The sequence below is a fragment of the Rheinheimera hassiensis genome (assembly GCF_022436675.1).
Classification (GTDB): domain Bacteria; phylum Pseudomonadota; class Gammaproteobacteria; order Enterobacterales; family Alteromonadaceae; genus Alishewanella; species Alishewanella hassiensis.
Window position 1 is genome coordinate 1 of record NZ_JAKUJZ010000014.1, and the last position, 22,120, is coordinate 22,120.

The 22,120-nt window shown below is 49.5% G+C and carries 19 protein-coding genes; 10 read left to right on the forward strand and 9 right to left on the reverse strand.

Features of this window, described 5'->3' with window-relative positions:
- Positions 1 to 185 precede the first annotated feature (185 nt).
- The 3 genes from MJX74_RS21035 to MJX74_RS21045 all read left to right on the forward strand — a co-directional run bounded on the left by MJX74_RS21035 (position 186) and on the right by MJX74_RS21045 (position 2,419).
- Complete coding sequence (locus MJX74_RS21035; protein ID WP_240225020.1) at positions 186 to 407, forward strand: addiction module protein; 222 nt, start codon at positions 186 to 188, stop codon at positions 405 to 407.
- A 148-nt stretch (positions 408 to 555) separates the two neighbouring features.
- Entirely contained in the window at positions 556 to 1,575 is a 1,020-nt protein-coding gene (locus MJX74_RS21040) for a type IV toxin-antitoxin system AbiEi family antitoxin (protein ID WP_240225021.1), read from the forward strand.
- Positions 1,559 to 2,419, forward strand: a complete 861-nt coding sequence (locus MJX74_RS21045) for a nucleotidyl transferase AbiEii/AbiGii toxin family protein (protein ID WP_240225022.1) — start codon at positions 1,559 to 1,561, stop codon at positions 2,417 to 2,419. Before MJX74_RS21040 ends, MJX74_RS21045 begins: the two co-directional genes overlap by 17 nt.
- 171 nt (positions 2,420 to 2,590) lie before the next feature.
- Here the strand turns inward: MJX74_RS21045 and MJX74_RS21050 are convergent, their stop codons facing one another.
- On the reverse strand, positions 2,591 to 3,670 hold the full coding sequence (locus MJX74_RS21050; RefSeq protein ID WP_240225023.1) for a Fic family protein: 1,080 nt from the start codon (positions 3,668 to 3,670) through the stop codon (positions 2,591 to 2,593).
- Between the two features lie 364 nt (positions 3,671 to 4,034).
- A complete protein-coding gene (locus MJX74_RS21055) occupies positions 4,035 to 4,436 on the reverse strand; it encodes a hypothetical protein (RefSeq protein WP_240225024.1) in 402 nt (133 codons plus the stop codon).
- A gap of 95 nt (positions 4,437 to 4,531) precedes the next feature.
- Here MJX74_RS21055 and MJX74_RS21060 point away from each other — a divergent pair, with 95 nt between their 5' ends.
- Positions 4,532 to 5,650 (forward strand): SLC13 family permease, encoded by a 1,119-nt coding sequence (locus MJX74_RS21060; RefSeq protein WP_240225025.1) that lies wholly within the window; start codon positions 4,532 to 4,534, stop codon positions 5,648 to 5,650.
- On the opposite strand, the gene MJX74_RS21065 is transcribed toward MJX74_RS21060, so the two are convergent.
- Together MJX74_RS21065 and MJX74_RS21070 are read right to left on the reverse strand one after the other, a co-directional pair.
- Positions 5,643 to 6,227: a hypothetical protein gene (locus MJX74_RS21065; RefSeq protein ID WP_240225026.1), complete on the reverse strand. Its 585-nt coding sequence runs from the start codon at positions 6,225 to 6,227 to the stop codon at positions 5,643 to 5,645. The two genes, MJX74_RS21060 and MJX74_RS21065, sit on opposite strands and share 8 nt — an antisense overlap.
- Positions 6,217 to 6,741 carry an RNA polymerase sigma factor gene (locus tag MJX74_RS21070; RefSeq protein ID WP_240225027.1) on the reverse strand — a complete coding sequence of 175 codons (525 nt, stop codon included), beginning with the start codon at positions 6,739 to 6,741 and terminating at the stop codon, positions 6,217 to 6,219. Before MJX74_RS21070 ends, MJX74_RS21065 begins: the two co-directional genes overlap by 11 nt.
- A 177-nt stretch (positions 6,742 to 6,918) precedes the next feature.
- Between MJX74_RS21070 and MJX74_RS21075 the strand changes: the two genes are divergently transcribed.
- Entirely contained in the window at positions 6,919 to 8,376 is a 1,458-nt protein-coding gene (locus tag MJX74_RS21075) for an amidohydrolase family protein (RefSeq protein ID WP_240225028.1), read from the forward strand.
- A 46-nt stretch (positions 8,377 to 8,422) separates the two neighbouring features.
- Positions 8,423 to 8,701: a superinfection immunity protein gene (locus MJX74_RS21080; protein ID WP_240225029.1), complete on the forward strand. Its 279-nt coding sequence runs from the start codon at positions 8,423 to 8,425 to the stop codon at positions 8,699 to 8,701.
- A gap of 4 nt (positions 8,702 to 8,705) precedes the next feature.
- On the opposite strand, the gene MJX74_RS21085 is transcribed toward MJX74_RS21080, so the two are convergent.
- The 4 genes from MJX74_RS21085 to MJX74_RS21100 form a co-directional block, all read right to left on the reverse strand.
- Positions 8,706 to 9,803 (reverse strand): MBL fold metallo-hydrolase, encoded by a 1,098-nt coding sequence (locus MJX74_RS21085; protein ID WP_240225030.1) that lies wholly within the window; start codon positions 9,801 to 9,803, stop codon positions 8,706 to 8,708.
- Positions 9,804 to 9,835: 32 nt separating this feature from the next.
- Entirely contained in the window at positions 9,836 to 12,253 is a 2,418-nt protein-coding gene (locus MJX74_RS21090) for an ABC transporter permease (RefSeq protein WP_240225031.1), read from the reverse strand.
- Positions 12,246 to 12,935 (reverse strand): ABC transporter ATP-binding protein, encoded by a 690-nt coding sequence (locus tag MJX74_RS21095; protein ID WP_240225032.1) that lies wholly within the window; start codon positions 12,933 to 12,935, stop codon positions 12,246 to 12,248. Before MJX74_RS21095 ends, MJX74_RS21090 begins: the two co-directional genes overlap by 8 nt.
- Before the next feature lie 132 nt (positions 12,936 to 13,067).
- Complete coding sequence (locus MJX74_RS21100; RefSeq protein ID WP_240225033.1) at positions 13,068 to 14,321, reverse strand: efflux RND transporter periplasmic adaptor subunit; 1,254 nt, start codon at positions 14,319 to 14,321, stop codon at positions 13,068 to 13,070.
- A gap of 243 nt (positions 14,322 to 14,564) precedes the next feature.
- Between MJX74_RS21100 and MJX74_RS21105 the strand changes: the two genes are divergently transcribed.
- Together MJX74_RS21105 and MJX74_RS21110 are read left to right on the forward strand one after the other, a co-directional pair.
- Positions 14,565 to 15,941: a sigma-54-dependent transcriptional regulator gene (locus MJX74_RS21105; RefSeq protein ID WP_240225034.1), complete on the forward strand. Its 1,377-nt coding sequence runs from the start codon at positions 14,565 to 14,567 to the stop codon at positions 15,939 to 15,941.
- Positions 15,931 to 17,250: a sensor histidine kinase gene (locus MJX74_RS21110; RefSeq protein ID WP_240225035.1), complete on the forward strand. Its 1,320-nt coding sequence runs from the start codon at positions 15,931 to 15,933 to the stop codon at positions 17,248 to 17,250. Before MJX74_RS21105 ends, MJX74_RS21110 begins: the two co-directional genes overlap by 11 nt.
- Before the next feature lie 11 nt (positions 17,251 to 17,261).
- On the opposite strand, the gene MJX74_RS21115 is transcribed toward MJX74_RS21110, so the two are convergent.
- On the reverse strand, positions 17,262 to 19,043 hold the full coding sequence (locus tag MJX74_RS21115) for a coiled-coil domain-containing protein (protein ID WP_240225036.1): 1,782 nt from the start codon (positions 19,041 to 19,043) through the stop codon (positions 17,262 to 17,264).
- A 176-nt stretch (positions 19,044 to 19,219) separates the two neighbouring features.
- Between MJX74_RS21115 and MJX74_RS21120 the strand changes: the two genes are divergently transcribed.
- Both MJX74_RS21120 and MJX74_RS21125 read left to right on the forward strand, forming a co-directional pair.
- Positions 19,220 to 21,199: a DNA topoisomerase III gene (locus MJX74_RS21120; RefSeq protein ID WP_240225037.1), complete on the forward strand. Its 1,980-nt coding sequence runs from the start codon at positions 19,220 to 19,222 to the stop codon at positions 21,197 to 21,199.
- A 75-nt stretch (positions 21,200 to 21,274) separates the two neighbouring features.
- Positions 21,275 to 22,051 carry a peptidylprolyl isomerase gene (locus MJX74_RS21125; protein WP_240225038.1) on the forward strand — a complete coding sequence of 259 codons (777 nt, stop codon included), beginning with the start codon at positions 21,275 to 21,277 and terminating at the stop codon, positions 22,049 to 22,051.
- The last annotated feature ends 69 nt before the right edge of the window (positions 22,052 to 22,120 follow it).

Sequence of the window (22,120 nt, forward strand, 5' to 3'; positions counted from 1 at the left end):
TTTCACAATGTCACACTGTTTCATAATTATGCGTTATGCAGGTGTTTTTATGGTGAATCTTTATTTTTAAATGACAAAGGCCATCAACAGCATACTGTGATGGCCTTTTTTATAGCCGTTTTCCCGGCTTGGCTCAGTAAACCAAGCTGCTACAATCAAAATACCGAAGCGTTAAGGCAGCAAACATGACAACCTTATTCGAGCAAGTACTGGCGTCCAGTAAAAGCCTGACTGCATATGAACGGGCCAGGTTGGCACATGCGTTGATCGCTAGCCTTGATCAGCAGCAAGACGACGATGCAGAACAGCAATGGTTGGCAGCAACCGAACAGCGGGTAGGCGAAATTGAAGCCGGTTATGTAGCTACGGTTTCGTGGAAGGATATTAAAAACCTACAATGGTCTTGATACATCTGATTTATATTGGTCGTTGTTCAATAAGTTTATGTGTTCATTTTTACTGAACGGTTATAAATAATAAACACCATGCTTGCCTGCGCATTCAATTTACTCTATTGTTCATAAATACTACTGAACATGGGATAAAAGTGAACGGATGGAAGATTTACTACATCAGGTGACGGATGTGTTAACGAAAACCACGCACTTGAAAGTTGAGACCAAGGTTGAGCGTGGCAGCGTTGATAGTTGGCTAACAGTTCACTGCGCTGAATACAAATATAGCTGGCAAGTGGAGGCCAAAAATCGGCTAACCCGCCCGCTGTTGACCAAGCTGATTTTTCAAGACCAAATACTGGGAAATGGTGACAGTGTATTAATTGCACCTTACATCAATGAAAACCTTGCGGAACTGTGTCGGGCAAAGCAGCTTAGCTTTGCCGATCTTGCCGGTAATGTTTATCTTTGCCGACCACCATTATATATCGATATTCGTGGCCGCAAGCTTACGCCAGAACACCAGGTACAACTAAACCGCCAGTCAACAGGCAAGGCGTTTCAGCCAAAAGGTGCGAAGTTGGTTATGTTGCTTTTGTTAAAGCCTGAATTGGTTAATGAACCGATGCGGGCTATAGCCAATCAAGCCGAGATAGCCTTGGGTACTGTGAAGCAAGTGCTTGATGATCTTAAACTGCTCGGCTTTATCGTCGATAAAGGCAAAGGCGGAAAAGTTTTGGCAGAAACAGAGCTAATGCTCACGCGTTGGCTGGATGCTTATCCACATAATCTGGCAGCTAAGCTAAAGCATGCTTTGTATACCGCTGATGACCTAAGCCTAATCAGAAACAGCAATTTAGCGCAGTACAATGCGCTATGGGGAGGGGAGGTAGCCGCAGAGGCATATACCCACTATCTAAAACCCAAAAAACACTTGCTCTATGCCGACCAGATTGCGCAGAAAGCCTTGTTAAAAGCTTTCAGGTTAAGAAGGTTAAGGCCGAATGAGAGTGAGGACAACGCCATAGAAATGGTGGAACCTCCTATTGCTATTGAGAAACTAAGTGGCATAAAGCCTGGCATGGTAAACCCGTTACTGGTTTACGCAGAGTTATTAGCTAGCAATGATCCACGCAATCTTGAGACAGCACAAAGGCTATATCATGACTATCTCTCTTGATTTAACCAATAAACTCCCTGCTGGGCTCGTTGAGGTATATAGCCAGATAAACCAGATAGCGGTGGCATTAGGTATTCCGATTTTAATTGTTGGTGCAACGGCGCGAGATATTATTCTGGTTCATGGATTTGGTGCTGCCATTGAACGCGGTACCCGAGACGTTGACTTTGGTATTGAAGTACAAAACTGGCAACACTATCAGATATTGCAACAGGCGCTGCAACAAGCGGGGTTTGCCGCAGATCCACAAAAAGCACATCGCTTTAGCACTCATGATAGTGCAGGCATGCCCTGGGAAGTAGACTTGATTCCATTTGGCAACGTGAGTAACCCGCAAGGGCAAATATTATGGCCTCCTACTGATGATGTTTCGATGACGGTGCTTGGTTTCGCTGAGGCTTATGCAACTGGATGGGACATTATGCTAACTGGAGATCCGCGTTTTGCGATAAAGGTTGCTTCGCCAGCAGGGATCTTATTACTCAAACTTATTGCCTGGACTGAACGTGGGCAGGAGTTTCAAGGCAAAGATGCGTCAGATATTTATTACTTAATCAGACATTACAGCAAAATCCCATCGGTTTATGACTTGTTACATGACGAAGGCTATATGGCTGCTCAGGATTACGATGATATAAAAGCCAGCGCCCTGAAGCTAGCTGATGAGGTACGAGCTATGGCTCATTCTTTAACACTTACATATCTGCGCATTCAGCTTTTAGACGATGCCGTAAAACGTGAGAGGTTAGTATCAGATATCGCAAAGCACTCTCGTATTGAGTATGAAGAAGTTGATTCTTATATAAAAATCGTTTGTGAAGTTTTATCGAAATCTCACGACTAGTACATGGCTAGACATGGTCACCAAAGCGCTTGTTTCGACACGGCCAGCCACATAATCACCAGCACTGTTGCTGGTAGGGTAATAAGCGCCAGATTGGTAAAGGCTTTATGGTAAAACTGCACCTGTGCCTGTTGGTGCAGTTCAGTTGCCAGATGCCTTTCTCAGGAAATATCATGGGTGCTGTATCAGCAAGCTGCACAAAGGGCTATTTATGTAGTAGTTACTGCGGCCTATCTTTTCTTTGTGTAGCAGCCCGTGTTGGACTAACTCGTCTAAATATTTAGTTGCGGTGATGCGCGATACGCCAAGGTCATTCATGACAAACTCGATTTTGGTATAAGGGTGATTGAACAGATTGTTCAGTAGCTCTTGCCGGTAGATTTTTGGCAGTTCGTCACGGAGCTGGTGTTTATAGCTTTGCATCAGTGTTTTAATTTCAGTGATCAGTGAAATGGTATTAACCGCGGTCTCAATAACGCCGTTGAGCATGTATATAAGCCATGCTTCCCAATCACCAGTTTCACGTAGTTGCTGCAATTGCGTGTAGTAAGCGGCTTTGTCACGGATCATAAAGCGGCTTAAATACAGTACTGGCAGGTTTAATAGATCTTTGGCAACCAGATACAGAATATTGAGAATGCGGCCCGTTCGGCCATTGCCATCATAAAATGGATGTATGCTTTCAAACTGGTGATGGATGATGGCCATTTTTACCAAGGGGTCAGCATCACACAACTCGTCGTTGTTAATATAATCGACCAGATTATTCATTAGCTCAGCTATGGTGTCAGCATGCTGTGGTGGCGTATATATGACTTCTCCTGTGCGCGCATGCTTGAGATCAGTGCCTGGCAGCTTGCGCAAACCTGCCTGGTTACGCTCCAGATTTTCCTGTACTTGCAATATATCAGTGAGACGGATAAGCCGTTGCTGTCTGACGGTTTTAAAGCCTTCTTTCAGGGCATAAGCATAATCTTGCACTTCTTTTGCCGCTGGTGTGGCTACTGCATCTTCGAATAGGTTGGCTTTATATAGCTCATCGTGTGTAGTAATGATGTTTTCGATCTCAGAGCTGTCTTTTGCCTCTTGTAAACTGAGGGTGTTAATAAGTATAGATTCGTTTGGCATGCTGGCTGCAACGCCTTTTAGCTCGGCAAGATAGCGGTGTGCTTCAGCGGCCTTCTTTAATACCGTGCGTGTTTCCCATTGCTCAGTATTTGGCAAAGGGAGCGTTGTTAGTGCATACGACATGTAAAGTTTTCCGTGATTTCTATATACATTGACACTATATATATATAAAAATAAAAAAACTATACATGTTTTATCTGTTATCTATAAATTTCGTAATTTTCTATATATGACAAGCATGATGTATATAGAAAAGCTTCGTACATATCTATCTACCAACTTTAAAACCGACTACCTGCGTTTATTTGGCGATTACCAGGTTTAGCAACGGGCTGAGCGCTGAATGAGCAGCCAAATTACAGCTTTAAGGTTGTAACCTGGCAAAACAACTTCTAAGTTGTGCTGTATTTAAACAGCAATTAGGTTGTATCTGCTTTGCTGGCTGTTGTTTTTCTCCCGCATTTACTCTAATTATCCAATCGCTGCTTTACTCACCGCCCAGCAACTGCAAAACAGGTTGCTGCTGTTTACCAAAGTAGATTTGCAGCGAGCGTTGCTCGCGGGCATCAAGCCGTAATTCAAAAGCGTTTGGTAACACCCGGCTGCAATCGCCCAGTACGGCGACAATATGTTCCTGATTATAAATACGCTGGCCGGATGCGCCGTTACGCAGTGTTACCAGTGCCACCCGCTCGCCGTTATTGGCTGCCATTAGGGCGTAATTTTCTAAAATCAGCGCACTGCGCTTGGGCGTAATATGTTTGTCACGCTCGCAGTTAAGTTCGGTGTCTTTAAACGGTGTCGGGGTAAAGTGCAGCACGCTGTCTACATCGGCGATGGCAGCAGATGATACGCTAGCCAACAGGGCGGCGATAAAAGCTTTTTTCATGCTTAACCTGATTCTAAATATTACATGCTGGTTACATTACAATATCCCGGCACTTGCGTCAGCATTCGCGCTAGAATAGCTGCATAATTTACCTTATGCCTTTTACTACTATGCCGCTGATACGCCGGGTGTTATCCCGTGTTACGGAAGATTATTTGCTGCTGGCGTTGCTATTGCTGCTGCCACTGTTGTTATGGTTTAAGCCAACAGCACCGGCGGGCCTGGTTGCGCTGGTTGACTGGCATACGGTAGCGGCGCTGGCGGGTTTAATGCTGCTAAGCCGGGCGTTGGAAGACAGTGGTTACCTTACACGGTTTGCTGCATGGCTGCTTCAGCTTTGCCATTCGCAGCGTATGCTGGCAATACTGCTGGTGTTATTTGCAGCATTGCTATCTGCCATAGTAACCAATGATGTGGCGTTGTTTATTTTGCTGCCAATCAGCTTAAGTATTGGCCGGTTAACCGGCGTGCCGGTGGGGCGGTTAATTATTTTTCTGGCACTGGCGGTGAATGCCGGCTCCAGCCTTACCCCTATTGGCAACCCGCAAAACCTGCTGCTGTGGCAGGCTTCCGGTTACAGCTTCTGGCAGTTTACACTGATGATGGCGCCGTTAGCGCTGAGTTTGTTGTTGCTGATCCTGTTATTAAGCTGTGCTGCATTTAGTGGCAGCAAGCTTAGTATCGCAGTACCGCATAACGGCAGCCATGATAACCTCCGCTTGTTTGGCTGGTCGCTTGCCGGTTATCCGCTGTTTATTCTGGCGATGGAATATCAGTTAGCGCCCTATGCCGCGTTGCTGGTACTAGCGCTGTATGTGTTGCTAAAACGCAGTGTGGTAACGGGGATCGATTGGTTACTGCTGCTGGTATTTATGCTGATGTTTATCGACTTGGGTTTGCTGGCACAATTACCACTGTTGCAGCAACTTGCCGCGCAGTTAGTTGCCCTGCCAAATGGCAGCTACACCGGGGCGGCATTATTGTCGCAGTTTATTTCCAATGTACCGGCGGCAATTTTTTTGCAGCACTTTACCGATAACTGGCGCGCGCTTAGTTGGGGGGTAAGTGTGGGCGGTTTTGGTTTGGCTATTGGCTCTCTGGCGAATTTGATTGCGCTTCGGCTTAGCAAACAGCCGGGGCTGTGGTGCGAGTTTCACTACTGGTCGCTGCCGGTGTTTGCCGGCAGCTTAGTGTTGGGATGGTGGCTTAGTTAAAGTCGGCTGCCAGTGCGGTTAATTGCTGTAATTCTGCGGCTTTTTGCTGAGCTTTTAGCTGCAGCCGGTATATGGCAAACAGGCAAAGTGGCGAAGCTATCAGGCTATAAAACAACAGCAAGTCGTTGGAGACATCTGCCAGTTGCCACCACTGTAACAGCCAGAGGATCAGCGTAAATAACAGCAGTGCCACGCAGCTTAGCTGGGTGTAACGGTAGTAGCGCAGGCTTAGCTGGCAGGCACGACAGCGAAATTGCAACAGCCCGCTGCTGCTCCAGTTGTCATACGCCAGAATAGGCCGGTGCACCTGCCAGCTAATATACAGGGTGCTGATTGCGCCAAGCACAAGGAACCCTGCTGCGATATAACCAAGCCAGCCCGGCAGGGCTAATATTAACCAGCAGGCGGTGGCTGCCATTACCAGGGCGCCAAGCCATTCGCCGTACATTAATAGCCGTTGTTGGCGCTGCCGGTGGTTAGCCAGGGCTAAATCTTGCGCGGTTGGCGCGGCTTCAGTTGGGGTAGGCTGTTGTTGCCAGCTTTTTGCCAATGCAGCAAAATCAAAATTATCGGCCATTTTGCATTAACTCCATTAATTCTGTTTTGGCACGGTTCAGTCGCACCCGCACGGCACCATGGCTGATCTGCAAAATATCGGCGATCTCAGGTGCGTCTAAATCTTCCATCGCCAGCAATATTACCTGCCGGTTGGCGGGCGATAACCGGCGTACCGCCTGCATTAACTGCTGGCTTTGTTGCTGCTCATCCAGCTGCTCTGACGGGCAATCATCCAGCAGGCTTTGTTGAATTTCATCATCCAACGGTTGCCACTTGTGGCGCTGCGCCCGGGCAATATGATCTACCGTGACATTGTGCACTATGCGAAACAGGTAAGCGCGCGGCAGTTCTACGGCCTGTAACCGCCCGGCTGCCTGATGTAACGCCAGGAAAATATCCTGTTTTAAATCCTGCCGCGCCGCCGGGTCGGCTTCATTGGCCAACAGCGCACGGCTAATAGCGCCCTGATGCTGCTGCCACAGCTGTAATACAAAATCGATCGCGCTTTGCGCGCTGTTAGGTCCTGTTGTCACACTACGCTGCCTTGCTGTTGAGTGTTAGTCCGGATGACGCTGCTTTTTACCACGCCTGCCTGTTAAGTCTGGTTGTTGCCAACAAGTGTTACACAAAAAAATAAAAAAATAATCTGTAACACCTGAAAAAATTCAACGACTTAGATTACAGCAATGCAATAAAACCGGAGCAACACTATGAAAGTTTTTTTTTCGTTATCTGTTATCGCCACTCTGTTAAGCCTGTCGGCCGGTGCAGCAGTAGGCAGCCCAAATCAGCAGGCTGTGTTGTATCACAATGCCACCTTAATCAACCCGGCTACAGAGCAGCAGCTTAACGATGGCTGGTTACTGGTAAAAGACGGCCGCATTGTGCAAATGGGCCAGCAACAGGCTGATGCCGGCTTACCTGCAGCGGCAAAGCACATTGATTTACAACAACAGTACGTATTGCCGGGCCTTATTGATGTGCACCTGCACCTGACCGCCGGGCCACACCGGGTTGAGATGCAGGATGGCAAGCCTGTACTTACCATGAAAGGCCATAGTCAAATTACCCGTTATCACGCGCTTAGCACCTTAGCCACCGGCGTTACCACCGCCTTTAGCCCGGCTGGTGAGCCAGAGGCTAATGCTGAATATGCCCGCCAACAGCAAGCGGGTAACTGGCCTGGCCCACAATTGAGCTATGCCGGTTTTGTTTTTGAACCCACACCAATTTTAGGCGGCTCAGTGCACCCAAAAGACGAAGCCGGTTGGCAGGCCGAAATTGCCAGCCAAAAAGCACTTGGCGTACAGTATATAAAACTGTATCAGGGCCTGACGAAAGACGAAGTCGCGATGGGCGTGCGTTTGGCTAAAGCTGCCGGGTTAAAAACCCTGGCACATCTGGACAATGTTAGCTGGCAATATGCGGCGGACCTGGGTATCGATGCCCTAACCCATGCCCTGCCAACAAGCAGCGAATTGTTAACCGGCGACGGCAAAATCGCTTATCTGGCCGAGCGCAAGAACCCACACAGCGCCCGGTTTATCTACAGCTGGTTTAAGCATGCTGATTATGACAGCGCCCCAATGCAGCAGCTTTTCGACACGTTGGCGCGGCAGCAAACCCATGTCGATTTAACGCTGGTCGTCAACGAGCTGGTGTACTTCGCCCGCGAGCTGGACAGTTTATATCCGGAGCAGGATATGTGGGTGTATCACCCGCAAATGCGTAAGCGCTGGCGTGCAACGCTTGTCGCGCCCAGTTATGACTGGACAGCAGAAGAGCTGGCCACCGCACAGCAGCAAATGCCCAAAGTTCAGCAATTATTTAAGCGCTTGAATGACGCCGGTGTGCCACTGGCCATTGGTACCGACAGCGTGGCCAGTGGGCCGTTTTACTTGCGTGAGCTACAGCTTAGCCAGGGCGCTGGCCTGACAAACTGGCAGGTTTTGCAGCTGGCTACCACAGGCGGCGCCCGCCATCTTGGTTTAACCGACACGGGCCAACTGGCAGAGGGCTTTGCCGCCGACTTTATTGTGTTAACGGCCAACCCGCTGATCGATCTTAACGCGCTAAATACGGTGCATACCGTGGTACAGCAAGGCAAGGCCTGGCAGGTGGATGAACTGAAAGCCCAACTGGACAGCCTGAGCAAAATTGAACTGTAAATCTGCTGCTTAGCAAATCATTCTTAACCATCACGAGGAAATAACAATGGAAACCTTAAACCAATTTATCGCTGCTTTTAGTACCGCCTGGCAACAAGCTGATGTGCTGTTTTTAGTTGGCTTTGGCCTGTTCTTTATCGCGGTGTGGTTTTTACCCAGCCTGCTGGCGCTGGTGTTTAACCGCCAGCATGCCGGTAAAATTGCGCTGTTGAATATTCCGGCAGGCTTTTCCTGGATAGCCTGGGTAGCGCTGGCTGTTTGGGCGGTTACCGGCAAGCTGGGTGACAAACTTGCCGCTAAAGCCTGGTTAAAGCCGGTAGCCTGATACGTTACAAGGCTACACTGTCACCTTCGTTTAAAATCAGCAGCGGCAGCTGGCTATTCAGTTGCTGCTGCATATGTAGCAGGCGTAGCAGTGGTGAGTGCGAGCTGTGATCGCCCATCTGCCAGCTGGCATTACCATACCCCCAGGGGATCATCACTTTACAACCCAGCTCTGCTGCGGCTACTAAAGCATCTTCCGGCGTGGTATGCACATAGCGATACCAGTCACCGTCTTTCTCATGATGATAAGACGCAATAGGGATCAGGCAAATATCAATATCGCCATAACGCTGCTGAATATCTTTAAAATGCTCTGAATAGCCTGTATCACCGGCGAAGAACAGGGTTTTTCCGGCATATTCTAATAGCCAGCCACCCCACATGGCGCGGTTGTCGTCATTAAACAGTTTGCGGCTGTTAAAATGATGTGCCGGTACCAGATGCACAGCTAAATCTCCGCGTTGGCTGTTGCTATACCAGGCTTGCTCTACCACGTTATAACCGCCCGTTGGCATATAATTCGCCATACCTAACGGCAGATAATAGGTAGGTTGGGTACCTAACTGATGAATACTGGCATGGCTAAAATGATCGTAATGTAAGTGCGAATATAATACTGCGTCGGTAGCTGCCAGTTGTTCTTTGGTTAGCCGGGGAGTGTATGGCCGTTTTATAATACCGGCAAAATGCTGCGCCCAGCTTACCGGCCAGTCAAACTGGCCGAATACCGGATCAATTAACAGTTGCTGGCCATCGGGCGTATTTACCAGAAAGCTGGCATGCCCCAGCCATTGCAGGCTAAAGCCGGTGTTAAGTGCAGGTGCTTGCTGCTGCCCGGTATATTGGCAATCCTGGGCGGGAGTTTTGCAACTCACCAAAGGATGGGCCGGGTAACAGTCAGCTTCGCAATTTGCCGGATACTGGCGTTTGCCAACAGGCATACGATACAGATTGCGGTACATACCTTTATACTCACCTTCTGTTACCTGCTCAATTACGGCATCTGCTCCCAGTTGCTGCTCTACCCGGTTGGGTGTGCTGCAGGCGCTGAGTAACACCATGCTGCCAAGCAGCACGCTGGCAGAAACTAATGTTAGCTTCATTAATAATCCTTTATTTATCATTATTATTTCGCTTATTGCTGCCTTAATACCATGGCAGGTTTACGCCCTGCAACCTGCCAGGCTAAAGCAGCAACGGTACACCAGCATATGGCGAAGGTTACCGCGGCTGCCAGCATATACCACAGCGGGCTTTGGCTAATGCGTACGCTAAATTCGCTAAGCCAGCTATCGAGTGCCCAAAAAGTAGCCGGAACGGCCAGCACGCCGCTAACTGCCATTAGCTTGATATATTCGCTGGCCAGCAAGTTCACCAGGTTAAAACGCCCGGCGCCCAGTACTTTGCGCATGGCCACTTCGCGGGAGCGCTGCTCTGCACTAAAGGCGGCCAAACCAAATAAGCCAATACAGGTTAACGCAATAGCAAGCGCTGCGAAAATGGTGATCACTTTGCCCTGACGTTGCTGGTTTTGGTAAATCGCGTTGTAGTCATCCGCCAACCAGCTCAGCTTTAAATCCTGGCGTTGCAGGCGTTCACTGAGTAGTTGCTGTACTTTGGTACGGCTGCTGATGGCATGCTCTGGCTGCAGGCTCAACATGATATTGGCGTAATTCATTGGCGAGCGACCGCAGATTAATACCAGGGGTTCTTGCTGCTTCAGTGCCGAACCTATCTGAATATCGGCCACTACACCGACAACCTGCATCCGTAATGCCGGATTATCGCCGGGTAGCAGCCATTGCTGGCCAATAACATCCTGCAACTGCTCGTAGCCTGCTTTACGAGCCAGAGACTCGGTAATAATAATGGAGGCGGTGGCGTGATCGTCGTGCGTTTGATACCAGTCACTTTGATAAGTTTCGTTAAAATCACGGCCTGCTAACAAGGTCAGACCTGCGGTTTTGACAATATCAAACCCTGTGGCCATCTGTGATATTGGCGGCAGCGAGTTGCCTTGAGTTTGGCCCGGTAGCTGAATATCCATCGCTTGAGAAATGGTATCTGTGATTTGCATGTCCAGCATCGATACCGCATTGACGCCTTCTAGCTGTCGTAGGCTTTGTAATAGGTTTTTATTGTCGCTATGAAATAGTTGGCTGTTATCAATACCATTAACCATTAGTCTAGCCTCACGCTCATAGCCGGTAGGCTGGTTCTGCAGCAGTTGCAACTGCTGTTGCAATACAACGCTGGCGACTAATAAACCTATGGTAATAGCCCCTTGCAGTACCAGTAAGCCTTTGCGTAGCCAAATGGCTGTGTTACCACGCTGAAAGTCACCACTTAAAACTTTTTTAGCATCAAAGGCTGAGATAAATACCGCCGGATACACACCAGCCAACACACCGGCACTGAATACACTTCCGAGTAAAATCAGGCCAAAACTCCCCATGTAGTCCAACGTTAAAGGGCGGTTTATCAACTGATTAAATTGTGGCAGCGCCAGCTCTACCGCGACCGCAGCCAGTAAGCCAGCGCAGCAGGCAATTAATAATGATTCCAGCATAAATTGCACAAACAGCTGGCTGCGGCTGGCGCCCAGTGCTTTGCGCACACCAACTTCTTTGGCACGCATAGCGGCGCGTGCTGTGCTCATATTAATAAAGTTAATGGCGGCAATCAGCAGTAACAAAGCTGCTAATAACAGGCAGATATGTACAGTACCAGCAGAGCCATTCATTTGAAATTCGTAAGCCAGGTTAGAATGCAAGTGAATATCCGTCAGCCCACGCAGTTTCAGTTCACTCATGGTTCGACCGCCATAACCTTGCTCGTTTAACTGGTGGCTTAATTGCTGCAGCATAGCGGCTTGATCAATATCGGCGGGCAGCGAAATATAGCTGTACACGCTATTTACAGTCAGGCGGCCAGCTGCTGTTGCATCGCTGATACGCCGCAGTGAGCCGGCTTCGAAATGGCTTTGTTTTGGTAAACGATACAAAGCGCTTACGGTGTAACGCTGCTCGCCAAGTTGCAAGTGCTGGCCAAGTACATCGCTGTTGCCAAATAAGCGCATGGCTTCCTGCTCTGATAGTGCGATTTGGTTTGGCTGTGCCAAAGTAGCAGCTAAATCGCCTTGCAGTACGTCAATCTGGAAAAAGTCGGTGATATTGGCATCGACAGATTGTGGCTGTTCCAGTGTCAGTTGCTGGCTTGAGTCCGTCAGACGCAGTGCCGGGGCGCTACTGCTAATCCGGGTCACGGTAATTCTGCTGTCATAGTTTTCCAGCACAGCTTTCATCGCCGGACTGGATACAGGAAAACGCTGCTTGATGGGCACAAAAAACTGTTCCAATCGGTAGCTGTTTTTGGCATTCGGGTGCATGGTGTCGAAACCCAATTCATAACTGGCGTAGAGTAAAATCAGTAAAGCAGAGGCTAAACCTGTGGTTAAACCCAACAGGTTCAGCGCTAAATGAGTTTTATGGCGCAATACAGCACGTATGCCAGTGGTGAAATAGTTGCCTATCATGCTGAAAGAATTAAGCATAGCTGGCCTCCATGGCGCGCTCGGTAATAATCTGGCCATCCAGCATCCGCACTATGCGGCTGGCATAGCGTGATTCATGTTCAGAGTGCGTGACCATCACCACTGTAGTGCCTTCCTGGTTCAACTGGCGCAGCATCTGCATCACTTCTTCGCTGTTTTTTGAATCCAGGTTACCTGTGGGTTCGTCGGCCAAAATCAAGGCTGGATTAATCACCAGCGCCCGGGCTACGGCTACCCTTTGTTGCTGACCACCGGATAGCTGCAAGGGCAAATGATCGGCACGATGATCAATTTGCATCCGTTTCAGGATGGCTTCTACTCTTTGTTTACGTTCGCTGGCCGCTATACCCTGATACTGCAGTGGCAGCTCTACATTTTGAAATACCGTTAGCTCATCTATCAGGTTAAAGCTTTGAAACACAAAACCAAGCTGGGTTTTGCGCAATTGTGCCAGTTGCTTTTCGCTGTGTTTGGCTATATCGGTGCCCTGAAACTGGTAAGCACCTGAGCTGGGGCTGTCCAGCATGCCCAAAATACTCAGTAAGGTAGATTTTCCGCAGCCGGAAGGGCCCATAATGGCAACAAAATCACCTTGCTCAATATGCAAATCAATTTGATTTAACGCTGCAGTTTCCAGCTCGGCGGTGCGAAATACCCGGTTTAGTTGTTGTAATTGGATCATGATGCTGTCCTTAGTGTTGTAAACCCTGCCTACTTAACGCTGCAGCTGTGTTGACTTCACATTCTCACCCCGGTCACATAGCAGACTATGCTCCCGGGGCCTCGCTTGCTTGTCGCCGTGCTGCAACATCAATTAGTTCGGGTTAAGTTGAATAGTATCGGCTTGCTGGAATTCGCGATAGCCGGAAATAATCACCTGATCACCGGCATTAAGGCCGCTGACAATTTCAATCTGGTTGGCGCTTTGTTTGCCAAGGGTGACGGCTTGCTTACGTGCAGTGGCCGTTTTGTTATTCAGTACATAGACATACTGGCTGGCGCTGTCAGCTAAATAGGCACCGCGCGGCAGCACCAGCGCATCGCGCTGCTGTGTTTCCAGTTGCAGTGTTAAGTTTACCGACTGACCATGTTTTACGTTTTGCTCGCCCGGCAGGGTAAACTCGAGCTGAAACTGGTTATTTACCACCCGGCTGTCAACGCGGCTTACTGTGAGTGTCAGGTTTTGCTGATTCAGCTGCGCTGTTGCTTGCATACCTTTACTAACCCGGCTTAAATAAAACTCATCGACACTGGCGACTAATTTATATTGATCAGGGATGTCAATCTGGCCCATACGACTGCCCGGTGCGCGTGATTCACCAGCTTCAACGTTAAACTCGCTTAAATAGCCGCTTACCGGTGCCCGCACCAGCAGGTTTTGCACATTCTGACGGGCAAACTCCAGGTTTTTTGTCAGCATGTCCACACTTTCACTTAACTGGCTAAGTTGCTGCTGGCGAATGGCTTCTTCTTGCTGTTGCTGCTGCTGTGTCAGTTGTAAGCGTTGCTGCTGGTAGCGTAAGTCCTGTTGCAGATTTAGCAGGTGTTCCTGGGCTAACACGCCGGTTTTTACCAGTGGCTCGCTCTGGGCCAGATTACGGCTTAGTGTGGTTATCTGATGCTCAATATCCAGCACATCGCGCTGCAGGTTCAGCCGGTTGGTTTCTATCGTCATTTGCGTGTTGCGCAAAAAATTCATCTGCTCGGTTACCTGAGCTTCGCGGCTGATTAAATCCAGCTGCAAGGCGGTGTTGCTTAGCTTAACCAGTGGCTGGCCCTGCTCAACAAACTGGCCTTGTTCGGCCAGTTTTTCTTCTACCCGGCCGCCTTCAATAACATCCAGAAATACCGTGTGCTGCGGCTGCACATTGGCGCGCAGCGCTATGCTTTCCTGCAGGCTTTGCTGTTGCACTATGGCGGTACTGACAGAGCTAAGCGGCAGCAATACCGACATTTGCGCGCTGGCCTGCCAGTTAGTGCCAAACCAGGCAGTGGCGGCCAGCAAGCTAAACACAACAGCAGGCTTTATCAGCCGACCTTTGACACTGGGGCTTATCTTCTTGTCCATCTGTATGCTCCGAAAAAATAGCGATGCGAGTTAGTGTTATTAAGGCAAAGGCCATGCCAAACACTAAACATTTAAAATTCAACACTTTATAGTTTTTTCGGTTGCAATAGTGTCCGCTGGTGGTACAGCCAGGTGTCCATTAACGGACAGCTATTAAAATCGCTAACTTGTTGGATTTAAAAGCCTGTTGCGTGGTCCTGGTATTTTCGGGTAGGGTGCAAAGATAAACCCAAGGATGTAACAATGAAGCAGCCATTTAATGTGCTGGTACTGGATGATAACCACGACATTCTTACTGCCAGCCGGATTTTTTTAAAACAACATTTTGCCCAGGTGGTTACGCTGCATGAGCCGGTGCAACTGCAAAGTATGCTTGGCAGCCAGCCGTTTGATCTGTTGTTGCTGGATATGAATTTCAGCCGGGATACCCAAAGTGGTGAAGAGGGCTTGTTCTATCTCAAGCAGGCATTAAAGGCTCAACCAGAACTGAAGGTTGTTATGATGACAGCCTACGCGGCGTTACCGCTGGCGGTGAAAGCGATGCAACTGGGGGCCGCCAATTTTATTGCTAAGCCTTGGCAAAACGAACAGCTGTTGCAGACACTGCAACAGGCTTTGCAGCCGCCAGCAGTACAGAACTCAGCTCCACAAAAAACAGCACAGCGCAAAGCGGTTGAAAAAACGGCCACAGACACCATTCCACTTTTGGGGCAAAGCCCGGCTATGCAGCAGGTGCTGCGTACTATCGAAAAAGTAGCGGCGACAGATGCTAATGTGCTGTTGTTAGGCGAAAGCGGTACAGGTAAAGCGCTGGTTGCTCAGGCTATTCATCAGGCATCGCAGCGTGCTGCTGCACCTTTGGTAAGTGTTGATATGGGCAGTTTAAGCACCAGCTTGTTAGAAAGTGAGCTATTTGGTCATAAAAAAGGCGCTTTCACCGACGCTAAAACTGATTACACCGGCCGCTTTGTGCAGGCCAGTGGCGGTACTTTGCTACTAGACGAGCTGGCCAATTTAGCCTTGCCGCAGCAAGCCAAGTTACTGACAGCACTACAAAATCGTACTGTGGTGCCAGTAGGTGCCAGCCAGAGTGTGGCGGTTGATATCCGCTTAATTTGTGCCACCAACGAGAACTTACATCAGGCGGTGGTGGAGGGCAGTTTTCGCCAGGATTTGCTGTACCGCATTAATACCGTAGAAATAGTGCTGCCGCCACTTCGCGAGCGCAAAGAGGATATTGCTTTGTTGTTGGACTGGTATCTGCAGCGTTATGCGAGCCGTTATCAGCGCGATGGCTTGCATATTGGCGCCGCCGACAAGCGCATCCTGCTGCAGTATGAATGGCCTGGCAATGTTCGCCAGTTAGCACATGCGGTTGAGCGAGCGGTGGTATTAGCAGACGGCTGCACGCTGGATTTCAGCCAGTTGCCAGCGGCAACGGTAGCGGCGGCCGACAGTGCAGTGCACACTGCCGATAACGACTTTTTTCTTGATTTTGTTGAAGAAAAAACCATTCGTCAGGCGCTGCAGTATTATCAGGGCAATGTTAGTCAGGCGGCTAAAGCTTTAGGCTTAACCCGTGGCGCTTTATACCGGCGGTTGGAAAAATATGGCCTTTAACAGACGCTTGTGGGTATTGCTTGGTAGCTTCGCCGTGCTGCTGATATTCGCTTACCGGCAATGGCTGCCGGGGCCATCGGCACTGGCTGTAGCTTTAACACTGGCAGTGGCGTTATTGGCAGGTTTGATTGTGCAGCACTGCTCTATACAGAGGCGCCAAACCGCACTGGTGCTTACAGCGCTGCGAAATCAGGATACGTCACTCACATTGCGTGGCCAGCCAGAATTGCAGCAGTTGCTTGCTCAGGTACAGCTGCAACTAAGCAATAGCCGCCAGCAGGCCGAAGCACGGGCACAGTATTTACAAACCTTGCTGAGTCAGTTGGATATAGCGGTACTGGAATTTGCATCCGATGGCCAGTTGCTGCAAGCCAACCCAGCGGCGCAGCGTTTATTATCAAAGGCACAGTATCAGCAGTTGCAACAAGGCCATTTTGACGCTGCTAACTTAGCGCCATTGGCCACTATAGTGCAAAGCACCACAACGCATTATCAGGGCCAGTTGCAATGGCAGCAGCCAGGCTACACTGACCGGCTGGCGCTGAGCATTGTATGCACCCGTATTCAGGGCCAACTGCGTAAGTTGGTGACATTGCAAAGTATTAATCAGGCGTTGTTGCAACAAGAAGTGCAGGCTTATCAGCAACTCACTAGAGTGCTGACGCACGAAATTGCCAACTCAGTGACCCCAATGGCGTCACTGGCACAAAGCAGTCTGCATATTCTGCCCGCCGCCGATACGGTGCTGGGGCAGGATGATCATGCCGATTTGAGCGAGGCACTGAGTACTATTAATAGGCGAGGGCAGCATCTGGCCGATTTTATCTTGTCGTTTAAACAGTTAAGCCAGCCAGTGCACGCTGATTTACAACACACAGATCTGGTGCTGATCATCACCAATTGTTTAGCTTTGCAGCGCGATGCCATAACGCAGTTGGGTGTTCAGTTGGACACAGATTTACCCCCGCAAGCCATGTTATGGCTGGATGAGGCGTTGATGGAGCAAGTGCTGATTAACCTGCTGCAAAATGCACTGGATGCGATGGCAGATGTTAGTCAAAAACACTTAACCATAACACTGCACGCAGATATCCAGCAGCGCTGGCAACTGGATATCGCCGACAGTGGGCCGGGCATTAGCGAGGCCGTGGCGCAGCAGATATTTATTCCGTTTTTTACCACTAAACAAACGGGATCCGGTATTGGCTTAAGTTTATCGCGGGCGTTATTGCAGGTGCAGGATGCGCAGCTAAACTACGTGCCGGGTGAGCTCCCCGGCAGCTGTTTCCGTATTAGCTTCGCGCAGTGAGCGCGGCGTTATTAAGCATCTGATGCTTTATTCACACCCAGTTTTTTCTCCAGCTTTTCTATTTTTTCCTGTGCTTGCTCGCGATAACGGGTTAAGCGCTCAATAGTGGCTGCGGCGTTATCTTTAACAAAACTAACCTGTTGTTCAAGCTGGTTTTTTTGTTTCTGCAGTTTTTCCTGCTCTATTTGCATATCGTGCACCATATCGCGCTGCTGTTGCAGTTCTTCACGCAGTTGCTTAATGGTTTCGCGCTGTTCGGCCTGATGGCCGGCGGTAATAGCGCTTTGCTCTTTTAGCATGGCATTGTTAGCTTTAAGCTGTGCCACCGTGGCATGAATATCTGCGTCATCGGTTTCATCACTTACTTGTGCCTGTTGCATAGCATCCAGTTGCTGCTGCACTTTTTGCGCAGCGTCACGTTGTTCAGCTGCTTCACGTTGCGCGGTTTCACGTTCTTTTTGCAGGGCTGACAACTGTTTTTCATAGGCGCTGAGTTGTTGCTGCAGTTTTTCCTGTTCGGCTATCTGCTGTGCAGACATTTCAGCTGCGGCTGGCTGTGCATTGTCTGCTGCGTTGAGTTGCGCTAGTGCCTGTTCCAGCTTCGCCAGTGCGTCGTTACGCTCTGCAAGCAATGTTTCAGAATGCTGCTGCAGTTTAGTCAGTTGCGCCTGAGCAGCGTCGCGCTCGGCCAGCAGGGCGGCTTGTTGCTCAGCCAATGCGCTATCGTTGGTTGTTGTGCCCTGGTCGGTTGCTGTTTGTTGCAACTGGTTTAACTGTGCCTGTAAGCGTTTGGTCAGGGCGACAGCCTGGGTTTCCGTTTTGGTGGCCTGGTGCAGTTTGTTTTCAAACTCTTCCAGCATCGCCTGCAGTTCGGTTACGTCGTGATCGCGGGTTTGTAAATCTTGCAGCGCCTTTTTATTGGCTTGCTGCGCCGCTTCCAGCGCAGTTTTTATTTTGGCCTCAGATTGCTGCAACGCTTCTAACTGCTGCTCGGTTTGTTCGGCTGCTTTGGCCTTGCTTTGCAGTGGCTCAAGTTCTTGTTCGGCGGCAGCCAGTTCGGCCTGTAACTGTTGCAGTTTTTGCTGGTTACGCTGTTGTTCGTGTTGTAGTTGTTCTTCCAGTTCATCTTGTGCCTGTTGCAGGCCAATAACTTTTAACTGAATAGTTTCAGCTTGCTGTTGCGCCTGTTGCTGCGCTTGTTCAGATGCGGCCAGTTGTTGCTGCAGGCCGGTAATGGCCTGCCGGGTTGTTGCCAGTTCCTGCTGCGCCATTGCCAGCGTGGCTTGTAACGTTTCAGACTGTTGCCGGGCGTCAGTCAGCTCTTGCTGCTGCTTCTGGGTTAGCTTAAGGGCCTGGTCGCGCTCTTCGGTCAGGGCAGCATATTTTTCTGCCTGAGTGCTAAGTTGCTGTTGCTGCTGTTGTTGGCTGGTTTCAAGCTCGGCTTTACGCTGCTGCAGTTGCTGTAGTTCTTGTTGTAATTCGCGGTTGTGTTCTGCCGCCAGCACTTCGGCCTGCATCGCCTGTTGTAATTGTTGGTTAAGCTGATCGGTATGTTGTTTGGCGCGCAGTTCTGCTTCGTGTTGAAATGCGGCAACAAACTCAGGGCTGAACAGGCTTTCAGCGGATGTTTGCACCGGCGCCCGGTTGGCTTGTTCATTACGCCATTTTTGATAGTGCACCACCAGGCTGGCCTGCGCACCGGGCACTTGGGAAATTAAATAATCCAGGGAAACCGGCTTACCTGTTTTCTGTAACTCGTCACAGATCTTCTTAACGTCACTATATTGCGTCATAGTTTACTTATCCGACTGCCTGGGGTGGAAGTACAAAGAAATATCGTAGGTCAACGCTACAAAGATCAGTATTCTATGCACTTTTCCGTTAAAACCAAATTTTTTATTACATTTTATTTGCATCACAGCGTTTAACTGGCTAAATTACTGTATATAAAAACAGTTAGGTGTTGGCTATGATCCTCTATATCGCAGAAAAACCCAGTTTAGGCAGAGCGATAGCCGCAGTATTGCCCAAACCACAACACAAAGATAACGGTTTTATCCGGCTGGCTAATGGCGATGTTGTTAGCTGGTGTGTTGGCCATTTATTGGAGCAGGCCGAGCCGGAAGATTATCACCCGGAGTATAAGCGCTGGCAAATCGCACAATTGCCGATAATCCCCGATAAATGGCAGTTAAAAGTAAGAAAGTCTGCCGCAAGCCAGTTAAGTATATTAACAAAACTGATTAAACAGGCTGATCAACTGGTGCATGCCGGCGATCCTGACCGCGAAGGCCAGTTGCTGGTAGACGAAGTGCTGGCTTACTGCGGCGTTAGCGGTAACAAACTGGCGGCAACGCAGCGCCTGCTAATCAGCGATTTAAACCCACCGGCAGTAAAGCGGGCGCTGGCACAGCTACAATCAAATAAAGATTTTGTACCCTTGTCTACCTCAGCACTGGCACGTAGCCGCGCCGACTGGCTGTATGGTTTAAATATGACACGGGCTTACACCCTGCAGGGGCAAAAAGCCGGTTATCAGGGCGTGTTATCTGTTGGCCGGGTGCAAACGCCATTACTGGGGCTGGTGGTGCGGCGGGATCAGGATATTGCCAGTTTTGTCACAAAGCCGTTTTATCAGGTGCTGGCAGAGGTAGAAACCAGCGACAAACAGCGTTTTAGCGCAATGTGGCAACCCAGCGAGGCCTGCGCTCCCTGGCAGGATGAAGATGGCCGGGTGCTGTTAAAAGCGTTAGCTGAAAAAGTACAGCAAAAAATTACCGGCCAGCCGGCACTGGTAACTAAAGTTGAACAAAAAGAGCGTAAACAGCCAGCACCGCTGCCTTATAACTTGTCGGCGTTGCAAATTGACGCTGCCAAACGCTACGGCATGACAGCACAGCAAGTGCTGGATAATTGCCAGCAGTTGTATGAACGACACAAGCTTATTACTTATCCGCGCTCGGATAGCCGGCACTTGCCACGCGGGCAGCTAAGTCAGGCTGCTGCGGTAACCGGCGCAGTCGCCGCCAATGACAGCCAACTTAGCGCGGCTGTGCAGCAGGCAGATATGGCACGGGTAAGCAAAGCCTGGAACGACAGCAAAGTTGAGGCGCACCACGCTATTATCCCGACAGAAAAACGCCAGGCATTTACCGGCCTGACCCAGGCAGAAAAACAGCTGTACTACCTTATTGCCCGCCAGTATCTGGCGCAGTTTTACCCTGCCTATTGCTATAGCGAAGCGCTGGTTGAACTGACTATTGCCGGTGGTTTATTTCGGGCAAAAGCTAACACCGAGTTGTCTGCCGGCTGGAAGCAGTTATACCGCTCTGCCAGTAATCAGGAGGCAAGCCAAAAAAGCCAGCCAGACAATGAGTTGATCCTGCATAGCCTGCCGCAACTGCATAAAGGCCAGCAATTACATTGCTACGGCGCGCAGCTATTGGAAAAACACACCCAGCCGCCACAACCTTTTACCGATGCCACTTTACTGGCAGCAATGACAGGTATCAGCCGTTATGTCAGTGATCCGGCTATTAAAGCAGTATTGCGCGAGACCGATGGCCTGGGTACTGAAGCCACCCGAGCCGGTATTATTGAACTGTTATTTAAGCGCGGCTTTTTGCAGCGTCAGGGTAAGCAAATTCGCGCTACCGATACCGGCACCGCGTTAATTCTGGCCCTGCCGCCACAGGCTAGTTTGCCTGATATGACAGCCCGCTGGGAGGCGGAGTTAAGCCGCATTTGCCAACGTGAAACCAGCTATCAGGCTTTTATGCAGCCGCTGCAAACCGAGCTTGGCCAGCTTATTAGCCAGGCGGCAACGGTTACGCCGGCCGGTTTACCGCAGGGAAAAACCAAACGCTGGAGCCGGAAAAAAACCACCAAACCGGCCAGCGCTAAAGCCACCGGTTACCGCCGTGGCAAACAATCTGTAACTAAAGCGTAATTAATTGTTATCCCGCTGGATTTTGCCACTTTAACTGCCTTAAGCTGCAACGCAATTAAAACGGAGAATTCAGTAATGAAACACAAGCTAATTAAAACCGCAGGTGCTGCTTTGGCGCTGCTTTGCAGTACGGCCAGTTACGCCACTATTGTTGAAGTAACTACTAATGTGGGCAAATTTGAAATTAATTTATTTGACCAAACTACGCCGGTAACTGTGCAGAACTTTCTTAGCTACATTAATGCCGGGCGCTATAACGGCACGGTGTTTCATCGTTCAGCACCTGGTTTCGTTATTCAGGGGGGCGGCTTTACCTTCGATCAGCAATTGCCGTTAAAGGCCGTTGCCACTTTTTCCCCCATTGTGAATGAACCTAAATGGTCAAATGTGCGGGCTACGGTGGCTATGGCCAAGCAGTCTGGCAACCCTAACAGTGCTACCAACCAGTGGTTTGTTAATTTAGCTAATAACAGTGGTGGTTCGCCGCAGTTGGATAAACAAAACAGTGGTTTTACCGTGTTTGGCCAAATCACGTCGCAGGATATGGAAGTAGTCGATGCTATTGCCGGCCTGCAGCGCTTTTCGTTTCCGAGTATTACCGATTTGCCACTGCGTAACTATAGCAGCGGCGACAGAGACGATAATAAGCCACTGGTGGCGTCTAATTTAGTCACTATTGAAAGTATCGTTGTGGTTGATGCCCGCGCAAATACTGCAGCAAGCCTTAACCCGGTTGCGAATACCTCAACTGGCGGTGGTAACAATAACGATGATGGCGGTAGCTCGGGCAGTTTTGGTTGGTTAAGTTTACTGGCGGGTATGCTGCTGGTAGCCAGAAGGCGACTGCGCTAAATAACTGTTCCTAACAGTAGATCACTAAGGGAAAGGAACTCAATGCGGTTTGCGCGATCAGATCGGTCG

Bases quoted from the DNA above. Each gene is read 5' to 3' on its own strand.
- MJX74_RS21035 (WP_240225020.1), top strand. From the start codon at position 186: ATGACAACCTTATTCGAGCAAGTACTGGCGTCCAGTAAAAGCCTGACT.
- MJX74_RS21040 (WP_240225021.1), top strand. From the start codon at position 556: ATGGAAGATTTACTACATCAGGTGACGGATGTGTTAACGAAAACCACG.
- MJX74_RS21045 (WP_240225022.1), top strand. From the start codon at position 1,559: ATGACTATCTCTCTTGATTTAACCAATAAACTCCCTGCTGGGCTCGTT.
- MJX74_RS21050 (WP_240225023.1), bottom strand. From the start codon at position 3,670: ATGTCGTATGCACTAACAACGCTCCCTTTGCCAAATACTGAGCAATGG.
- MJX74_RS21055 (WP_240225024.1), bottom strand. From the start codon at position 4,436: ATGAAAAAAGCTTTTATCGCCGCCCTGTTGGCTAGCGTATCATCTGCT.
- MJX74_RS21060 (WP_240225025.1), top strand. From the start codon at position 4,532: ATGCCTTTTACTACTATGCCGCTGATACGCCGGGTGTTATCCCGTGTT.
- MJX74_RS21065 (WP_240225026.1), bottom strand. From the start codon at position 6,227: ATGGCCGATAATTTTGATTTTGCTGCATTGGCAAAAAGCTGGCAACAA.
- MJX74_RS21075 (WP_240225028.1), top strand. From the start codon at position 6,919: ATGAAAGTTTTTTTTTCGTTATCTGTTATCGCCACTCTGTTAAGCCTG.
- MJX74_RS21080 (WP_240225029.1), top strand. From the start codon at position 8,423: ATGGAAACCTTAAACCAATTTATCGCTGCTTTTAGTACCGCCTGGCAA.
- MJX74_RS21085 (WP_240225030.1), bottom strand. From the start codon at position 9,803: ATGAAGCTAACATTAGTTTCTGCCAGCGTGCTGCTTGGCAGCATGGTG.
- MJX74_RS21090 (WP_240225031.1), bottom strand. From the start codon at position 12,253: ATGCTTAATTCTTTCAGCATGATAGGCAACTATTTCACCACTGGCATA.
- MJX74_RS21095 (WP_240225032.1), bottom strand. From the start codon at position 12,935: ATGATCCAATTACAACAACTAAACCGGGTATTTCGCACCGCCGAGCTG.
- MJX74_RS21100 (WP_240225033.1), bottom strand. From the start codon at position 14,321: ATGGACAAGAAGATAAGCCCCAGTGTCAAAGGTCGGCTGATAAAGCCT.
- MJX74_RS21105 (WP_240225034.1), top strand. From the start codon at position 14,565: ATGAAGCAGCCATTTAATGTGCTGGTACTGGATGATAACCACGACATT.
- MJX74_RS21110 (WP_240225035.1), top strand. From the start codon at position 15,931: ATGGCCTTTAACAGACGCTTGTGGGTATTGCTTGGTAGCTTCGCCGTG.
- MJX74_RS21115 (WP_240225036.1), bottom strand. From the start codon at position 19,043: ATGACGCAATATAGTGACGTTAAGAAGATCTGTGACGAGTTACAGAAA.
- MJX74_RS21120 (WP_240225037.1), top strand. From the start codon at position 19,220: ATGATCCTCTATATCGCAGAAAAACCCAGTTTAGGCAGAGCGATAGCC.
- MJX74_RS21125 (WP_240225038.1), top strand. From the start codon at position 21,275: ATGAAACACAAGCTAATTAAAACCGCAGGTGCTGCTTTGGCGCTGCTT.